Genomic DNA, 7,892 nt, shown 5'->3' on the forward strand with positions numbered 1-7,892 from the left:
GGCCGTATGTGCTGATCGGCGGGGTGGGGGTCGGGAAGACGGCTGTCCTGGTCGAGCTCACCAGGATGCTGGCGGAGCACGGGGCCGTCCCGGTGCCTGTCCGACTCCGTGACGCGACCGTGGACGGCGAGTTGGACTTCGAGGCCCTCGGCCGGAGTTGCTTCCTGCGGGAGGCGGGCCAGGGCGTGCTGTTCAGCGGTCAACTGGATCGGACCTGGAGGCAGCTGCGTCTCGACGACAAGGTGGTCGTCATCGCCGACGGGCTGGAGGAGGCCCTGCTCGACGATGCGCATCGGGACGACCGCGACAACCTCATTCGCCGCGCGATCGATCGAGCGAACCGCGACGGCCTGCCGTTGGTGGTGGCCTCGCGCCCGCACGCCCCGTTGGAAAGCTCCCCGGCCGCGATCGCGGTACTGGAACCGCTCAGCGAGGAGGCGGCCCTGGACTACGTGCTCGGGGACGCCGAGGAGGTGGACGAACGCCGCTTGGACTGGATCGTCGAAACTGCCGGCGTGACCGACTCGCCGTTCTACCTGCAGATCGCCCGTCGGCTGCGGGAGGTGGGCCTCCTGGAGCATTTGGCGCTGCGCGAGCAGCCGGACCGGCTGGACACCCGGACCCAGGACGCCGCCGCCCTGCGGCTGGGGCTCTTGGACACCTACCGGACGGCGTTGGAGGAGGGCCGCCTGTACGGGGATCTGGTACTGGACCGTCGCGAGCGGCAGAAGACGATCCAGATCATGGCGGCCCTCGCCTGTCTGGGACTGATCCAGGACAGCCTAGAGGTGACCTTCGACGACCTCGTGACCGCGTACGAGGAGACTCGCCCGGGCGCCGCCAAGCCTGAGGAACCGCAGTCCGATGCGGTCCGGCTGACCGTCTCGGTGCAGCAGCGCAGCGCGATCTGGGAGGCGCTCACGGCACGCTTCGGCGGGCAGGAGAACTGGCTCGGCGACCGCTACAGTCCGAACGAACTCCGCACCGAGCTCGCGCGGTTCGCCCGTAATGGGCAGCAACTCGGTCTGGTCACCAGTCATGAGAACAAGGTGCGATTTCCGCACAGCATCCTCCAGGCGTACCTGGGCTTCCACCTGCTGAGCACCATCGACGACCAAAACGAGATCCAGGCCCTTGTCGAGCAGGCAGTCCAGCCCCCCGGACCGTCCCGGGAACTGCTGATCGCTCTGGTGCTCCTGTCCCGCCACGGGCAGGGACCCACCGCCCCTGGGCCCTCGGAGCCCCTGCGCCACCTCGCAGTGACCGACAGCGTCGACGACTTCCCCAGTCAGGAGCGCCATGATTCCTGGACACTCGCCGAGGTGCTTTGCGCCGCCGCGAAAGGCCGGCACGACGCCAAGTTCTTCGACCTCTACGCCGCCGCACTGGAGATCGACAGTGTGGGACCCGGGTCGGTGCAACCCGCCATCGCTGTGAGTCTCGCGAACCGGTGGCCGGAGGTGAACCAGCAGATCAAGGACGACCAGCGCACCGTCGAGGAGGCGAAACTCGGTCTCGTCCGGCGCTTCGGCGCCGCGCTGCGCGAAGTCGATCAGCACCGGGACCGGTGCACGCCCGGCGCCACCCCTCGCCGCGGAGAGCCGGCCGTCGCGTCGAAAGGCCCCGTCTGGAAGAGCGAGCTCCAGGGAATCGACCGCATCACAGGCACCGACCGACTGACCCCGTCCTACGCGTACGAGAGCTTCGCCCTGATCGGCCGACGGGAGCCGTCTCGCCCGGTTCGCCTGGCCACCGCCCAGGAGATCGCCGCAGGGGGTGACGACGCCTATCGCGTCCTGCGGGAGCACTTCCGTGAGTTGCGTGACCCCGTGCAGCAGTACCTGGAGAAGGTGAACAAGTCCAAGAGGGACGAGGACGAGAGGTTCCGGAGCACCGTGGGCGACGTCACCGGGATCGTGGGCGTGGCCGAAAGCGGCCGCCCGTCCAAGGAGCAACCGCCCGAACTGCAGGAGATCGTCGACGGCTACTTGCAGGACCGGGCCGAGCTGTGGCGGGAGTTCGTGATGCGTGCGTGGTTGGTCCCGATGTTCGTGGGTTCGGTCAGCGAGACGTATCGCGAGGAGGCCAAGGACCGGCTCGACATCTGGTTGCGGCACCTCGACCCCGCCGCCTCCCTCGGGAAACCCCTTCCGGCTGCCGAGGCGCCGTCTCCCGGTTCCGCCGCCTCCACACCCTCGCCGGACCCCGCCACCTCCGCTGCATCGTCGATCGCACCGCTCACCACTCCCCGCCGAGAGCCGGACCTCCCGCTCTCCCTGGAGATCGCTCTCGCGCAGGGCTTCAAGTACGCCGCCAACCGCAGGAGACGGCATCCCAACTCCTGTGACGAGACCCGTCCCCACCTCGTCCGGCAGGCAGAGAAGATGCTCACGTGCAGCCGGTACTGGCACGCGCAGGTCAGCCTCCTGCACGCCCTGTGCCTGTGGGAACTCCCCGACGGCACCGGGCCCGCCTGGCCGAGGGCGACCGCAGGGCGGGCGAGGCACGGCCGGGGCCACATCGCCACGAACGGTACGGCGCCCGCCGGCCACGGCGGCACCGACGACCCTGTCCAGGCGGTGGCCCGCTGGCTCTCCATGGCGGGCAGCGCGCACGCCCGGTCGGCAGTCGCGAGTAGCGGCAGAGTCGACTCCAAGCGGCCCCTGCACCCCTTCGTCGCCGAAGCCGGCGACCTGGTCGCCCTCGCCCTGGAGGCCGGGCGACCTGAGCGGTTCCTCTGGATCGACGAGAACGGCGCCATTGACAGCGTCGGCTCCCGCCCGGCCGGTCCCGACCGGTACCGCAAGCACAACCTCTGGATTGCTCCCTCGGTCGGCTGGAGCATCCTCCACCCTCGGGCCCAGCAGCTCGTCGCGGACATGCTGATCATGCTGAACCTCACCGAGCGCAACACCGCCTCGCCGGACGACCTGGAGGAACGCCTGGTCAGGGCCGCCCCGGACACCCTTCCGCCGTGCCTCACCCACGACCGCACCCGGCTCCATCCCGAGCGCAGCGTCGGTCGGGCCGAATCGGACCAGCCAGGATCCACCTGCCTGTACGAGTGCCGCTTCCGGCTCTGCCCCTATCCACCGAAAGCGGGAAAGACTCAGACCGAGATCGAGGAGCCGTTCTGCCGACAACAGCAGGCACTCCTGCACACCCGCTCGCGCTGGCCCCATCCTGCGATAAGACGTACCACCCCGACCTGGGTCGGCATCCCCGTGAGAGCACTCGACCGGTTCTGGGGGACGATGGCCAGCCGCAATCACAGGTCCGCCGAGAGCGACCAGTCCGTCTCATGACGCTGGGAACTCATGTGATCACCCTGCGGTCGGGAGCCGAATCCGTGCGCTGGACATGGCAGGGCCTCACCCGCGGGTGAGCCGGGATCGTGATCGGCTGCGGCGACCCTCAGGCCTCGCGGGCGGAGCGCAGCAGGTGGTCGCGGACCAGCGTGACATGGGGGTTCGTGGACGATCCCGGGCGCTGGACCAGGAAGCCCGTGTTGATCGGTGGGTCGTCCGGGTCGTTGAGGAGGGCCAGGGCGCCCGAGGCCAGATCGTCCGCGCACAGGTAGCGGGGCAGCACACTGAACCCGGCGCCGCCGACAACCGCCGCCTTGACTGCTCCCAGGTCGGGGACCGTGACGGTCGGCCGGCAGGTCAGGCGCCTGTCGAACACGTGGCGCCAGTAGCGGCGGACGACCGGCAGGTCCTCGGCGTACGAGACGAGCGGCACTCCATGCAGGGCCGCGGGCCCCTCGGTGGCAAGGCGTGATCCGATCCGTTCGGCCCATGAAGGTGCGGCGACCAGGACGAATTCCTCGTCGGCGAGCGGCACGGAGGCGAGCGCGCGGCCGCGTGGGCGCAGGGTGGCCACCACCAGGTCGTGCCGGCCCGCGCGCAGTCCGTCGAGCAAGTCGTCGGTGAGGCCGAATGCGACGCGCAGGCGCACGCCCTTGTCGACGAGCGGGGCGAGCGTAGGCATGACGCAGTGCGTGAGGTACTCGGCAGGCCCCGCCAGGTGCACGGGCTCCGCGTCGCTCTCGCCGAAGAGAGCGCCGCCGCTGACCGGGCCGAGGGCGTCCAACGGCTCCATGACCCGCGCGGCCAGCTCGTCGGCGAACGGGGTCGGGGCGACGCCGCGGGACAGCCGCTCGAACAGCTCCCGGCCCAGCTGGTTCTCCAGCGAGCGGATCTGCGTCGTCACTGTCGGTTGTGACAGGCCCAGCACGCGGGCGCCCGCGGTGAAGGCGCCGGCTCGGTACACCGCGAGGAACGTGCGCAGCAGATTCAGATCGCGAAGGCCGCTGCCTTGCGGCGACGGTATTCCCGGCGGTCCATTGGGATCCCTATCTCTCACATGCACGAGCCTATTGGATTCCGATGGGGTAGGGGTCCTACCTTCGAGGACATCGCCGCACTGACGAACTGGGCACTGAGTGTCAGTCCTTCGGAAACGTCAGCGGCGGCGACCCACCGTCCCCGATCCCTACGGCCCGTACGGGATCCGCACCCTCGGAGAACCACCTCATGTCGAAGATCCTGTTCGTCGTCACCGGCGCCGACCACTGGACGCTGGCCGACGGCACCGAGCACCCCACCGGCTTCTGGGCCGAGGAGGCCGTCGCTCCCTACCAGGCCTTCAAAGCGGCCGGTCACGAGATCGTGGTCGCCACGCCCGGCGGTGTCGTTCCCACCGTCGACAAGGGCAGCCTCGCCCCCGAGGCCAACGGCGGGCAGGAGAACGCCGACCGCATCGCCGACGCCCTGGCCGGCTTCAGCGAGCTGCAGTCTCCGATCAAGGTCGGAGACGTCAACCTCGACGACTACGCGGCCGTCTTCTACCCCGGCGGCCACGGCCCCATGGAGGACCTCGCGGTCAACGCCGACTCCGGCCGCCTCCTCACCCTCGCCCTGGAGTCCGGCAAGCCGCTCGGCGTGGTCTGCCACGCCCCGGCCGCGCTGCTGGCGGCCGTCAAGGCCGACGGCACCAACGCCTTCACCGGCTACGACGTCGCCGCCTTCACCAACGCCGAGGAGACCCAGGCCGGCTTTGCCGACAAGGCGAAGTGGCTGCTCCAGGACCGCCTCACCGAGGCCGGCGTGAACGTCCGGGCCGGCGAGCCGTGGGCGCCGAACGTGGTGGTCGACCGCAACCTGGTCACCGGCCAGAACCCGGCCTCCTCCGCCCCGCTGGCCGTCGAACTGCTCAAGAAGCTGGCCTGACCCGATGGGCACCGACCGGCTCGACGAGGTCCTCGACGCCACGTACGACTGCCTGACCAGGTACGGCGTGCGGCGCACCACGATGGACGACATCGCCACCACCATGGGCGTGTCCCGGTCCGCGGTCTACCAGTACGTGCGCAGCAAGGACGACGCCTTCCGGCGGCTCGCCGGGCGCCTGCACGAGCAGGCGCTCGTGCGGGCCCGCCGGGCAGCGGCCGACAGCGCGGTTCCGTACGCCGCCCGCGTCCGGGGCGTGCTCGCCGCCAAGCTCGAACTCGTCCTCGCCCTGTCCGAGGACTCGCCGCACACGGCCGAACTCCTCGACGACAAGGCCCGCCTCTTCGGCGGGATCTGCTCCGACTTCACCGCCGAGCTGCGCCACCTGCTCACCGGACTCTTCGCCGAGGCGGGCACCGCAGAAGGGGTCGGGCCCGCCGAGGCCGCGGACATCTGCATCTCGCTCGTGGTCGGCCTGGAGAACGCGACGGACGCGCACCGCCTGCTGCCCCTGGGATCCGATGCCCTCGTGGCCGGACTGCTGGGCGCACCCGACCCCACCAGGACCACGGGCAGCTGACGTCTGGGCGATCCACCCCGGAGTGCCCTCCGGGAACCGGCGCTCCGGGGCGGATCTGCCGGCCGGGCGGGGTCAGTCGGTGCAGGTGGCGGCGTCGATCAGCTTCTCGAAGGCCTGCCGGGTGGGCAGCGGGGTCGAGAGGCCGTTGCCGTTCATCGAGACGGCGAGCTGACGGCGCAGGTCGGTGCTGGTGTACAGGAAGGTGCTGAAGCCCGGGATGCCGCCCGTGTGGCCCCAGAACTCACCGCAGTCGGTGGTGGTCCGCTCCAGGCCCAGGCCGTACCTGCCCTGGCTCTGCGGGGTGGCCGTCATCATCTCGGCGAGCTGCGGCCTGGGCAGCAGCCGTCCGCCGAGCAGGGCGGTGAGGAAAGTGTTGAGGTCGGCGGTGGTGGAGATCCCGGCGCCGGCCGCGCCCGCCATGCTCGGGTCCAGGTCGGTGACGTCCACGCGGCCGGTGGGCAGGTCGAAGTAGCCGTGCGCGTGCGGGCCGGGGACGGCCGTCTCGTGGTCGGGCATGGACGTGCCGGTCAGGCCGAGCGGGCGGATGATCCGGCGCTCCACCTCCCGCTGCCAGCTGCGGCCGGTGGTCCGTTCGATGATCTGTCCGGCCAGGACGTAGTCGGTGTTGGAGTAGTGGTAGCCCTGGCCGGGCGGGAAGTACGCCGGGTGGTTGTTGGCCAGGGCGATCAGCTGCTGCGGTGTCCAGCGGGTGTAGCGGCCGGACTCCAGCCATCGTTCGAGGGAGTCGGGCGCCGTGGGGTCGAAGGCCTGGTCCTCGGTGTAGTCGAACAGCCCGCTGGTGTGGTTGAGCAGTTGACGCAGGGTGATGTTCGCGCCGTTCGGCACCGCGCCCGGCAGCAGCCGCTCCACCGGGTCGTCCAGGCCCAGCCGCCCCTCGGCGACCAGCTGGAGGACGACGGTGGAGACGAAGGTCTTGGTCACGCTGCCGATCCGGAACCGGCCGGTCGCCGAGGCGGGGGCGCCGGTCGCGTAGTCGGCGGTGCCCGCGGCGCCCTTCCACAGGGTGCGGCCGTACTCGCCGACCCGGGCGAGCGAGGCCGAGGCGCCACCGGAGTCGACGATGGCCTGCATCGCGGCGTCCAGGGCCTTGGGGTCGACGCCCTTGCGCGGTCCCCGGCCGGCGGTGTCCTGCGCCGGGTCCTGGGCAGCGGTCACCGTCACCACTGCGGCCGGTCCCTTTGTGCCGAGGGCGTCGGCCGCCGGGGCCGTCACCCCCACCAGGCCTGCGCCCGCCAGCGCGAGCGCCAGCAGGCGCACGGCCGGGCGCCCGCGCCGGCGCCCCGTGCTCCCGCGACCGACCGGACCCGTTCCGCCCCTGTGTTCCGCCATGTCCGTCCACCTTCCCGCGTCCATGCCGATGGGTGAAAGCCCAACACCCCTGTGATGTACGGCAACTGACATGCTGACAGGCGACGGCGGCCCGGGTCGTCAGCCCACGGTCCAGGCCGAGCCCGACCCTGGGCCTACCTTCGGACGATGGACCGCTCCCCCTCAGGGATGGGCCACCCCCTACTGGGGGTCGGGGGTTCCCCACCAGCCCCCGGCAGTGCACGCACTGGGCCGGCGAGGGCGGCAGCGGCGCCGAGGGCGGCCGGTTCGGCGGCGGAAGACCGGGATGTCGAGGGGGTCGATGCCGCTCACCGGGCCAGCCAGCAGGCGGTGGCGAGGTGCAGGACGGCGGTGGTGCCTGCGCCGATCGTCATGCCGGTGTTTCGCCTGCGGACGCCGATCGCGGTGTCGCCCACCTGCGCCAGCCCGGCCACCAGCAGCACCGGCCAGGCCGCAGCGCGCGGACCGACCGCCAGTACCAGCGCGGCGAGGACTCCGAGCGGGACGGCGCGGGCCGCGTAGGCCCGGGCGTAGAGGTACGTCCCGGCGGTGATCGGTTCGTTCGCGGCCAGCACCAGCCCCGGACGGATCGCTCCGACCACCCCGGATCCGGCGCTGAGCAGCGCCACCAGCGCGTTGGCCACCAGCAGAGCGGTCATTCCATCTCCCCCTGAATCATTCGAGCTGTGAACGATATGGAGACGGTACCATTCGAACCGTGAGCGATGCCA

Annotated in this window: 7 protein-coding genes; 3 read left to right on the forward strand and 4 right to left on the reverse strand. The window is 71.1% G+C overall.

The window, feature by feature from the left end; genetic code table 11:
* A partial coding sequence (locus tag IEZ12_RS38340; RefSeq protein ID WP_229847504.1) for a hypothetical protein occupies positions 1-203 on the reverse strand: 203 nt, incomplete at its 3' end.
* Between IEZ12_RS38340 and IEZ12_RS13620 the strand changes: the two genes are divergently transcribed.
* Positions 186-3,305, forward strand: coding sequence for an ATP-binding protein (locus tag IEZ12_RS13620; RefSeq protein WP_229847505.1), 3,120 nt, complete (start codon positions 186-188; stop codon positions 3,303-3,305). The two genes, IEZ12_RS38340 and IEZ12_RS13620, sit on opposite strands and share 18 nt — an antisense overlap.
* Positions 3,306-3,414: 109 nt before the next feature.
* On the opposite strand, the gene IEZ12_RS13625 is transcribed toward IEZ12_RS13620, so the two are convergent.
* Positions 3,415-4,365 carry a LysR family transcriptional regulator gene (locus IEZ12_RS13625; protein WP_189272279.1) on the reverse strand — a complete coding sequence of 317 codons (951 nt, stop codon included), beginning with the start codon at positions 4,363-4,365 and terminating at the stop codon, positions 3,415-3,417.
* Between the two features lie 170 nt (positions 4,366-4,535).
* Between IEZ12_RS13625 and IEZ12_RS13630 the strand changes: the two genes are divergently transcribed.
* Positions 4,536-5,231 (forward strand): type 1 glutamine amidotransferase domain-containing protein, encoded by a 696-nt coding sequence (locus IEZ12_RS13630; protein ID WP_189272280.1) that lies wholly within the window; start codon positions 4,536-4,538, stop codon positions 5,229-5,231.
* Positions 5,232-5,235: 4 nt separating this feature from the next.
* Positions 5,236-5,811 (forward strand): TetR/AcrR family transcriptional regulator, encoded by a 576-nt coding sequence (locus tag IEZ12_RS13635; protein WP_189272281.1) that lies wholly within the window; start codon positions 5,236-5,238, stop codon positions 5,809-5,811.
* A gap of 72 nt (positions 5,812-5,883) precedes the next feature.
* Here IEZ12_RS13635 and IEZ12_RS13640 read toward each other — a convergent pair whose 3' ends face one another.
* Both IEZ12_RS13640 and IEZ12_RS13645 read right to left on the reverse strand, forming a co-directional pair.
* Positions 5,884-7,089 (reverse strand): serine hydrolase domain-containing protein, encoded by a 1,206-nt coding sequence (locus IEZ12_RS13640; RefSeq protein ID WP_229847506.1) that lies wholly within the window; start codon positions 7,087-7,089, stop codon positions 5,884-5,886.
* A gap of 380 nt (positions 7,090-7,469) precedes the next feature.
* Entirely contained in the window at positions 7,470-7,820 is a 351-nt protein-coding gene (locus IEZ12_RS13645; protein ID WP_189272283.1) for a hypothetical protein, read from the reverse strand.
* Between the last annotated feature and the right edge of the window lie 72 nt (positions 7,821-7,892).

The sequence above is a fragment of the Kitasatospora griseola genome (assembly GCF_014648555.1).
Taxonomy (GTDB): Bacteria; Actinomycetota; Actinomycetes; order Streptomycetales; family Streptomycetaceae; genus Kitasatospora; species Kitasatospora griseola.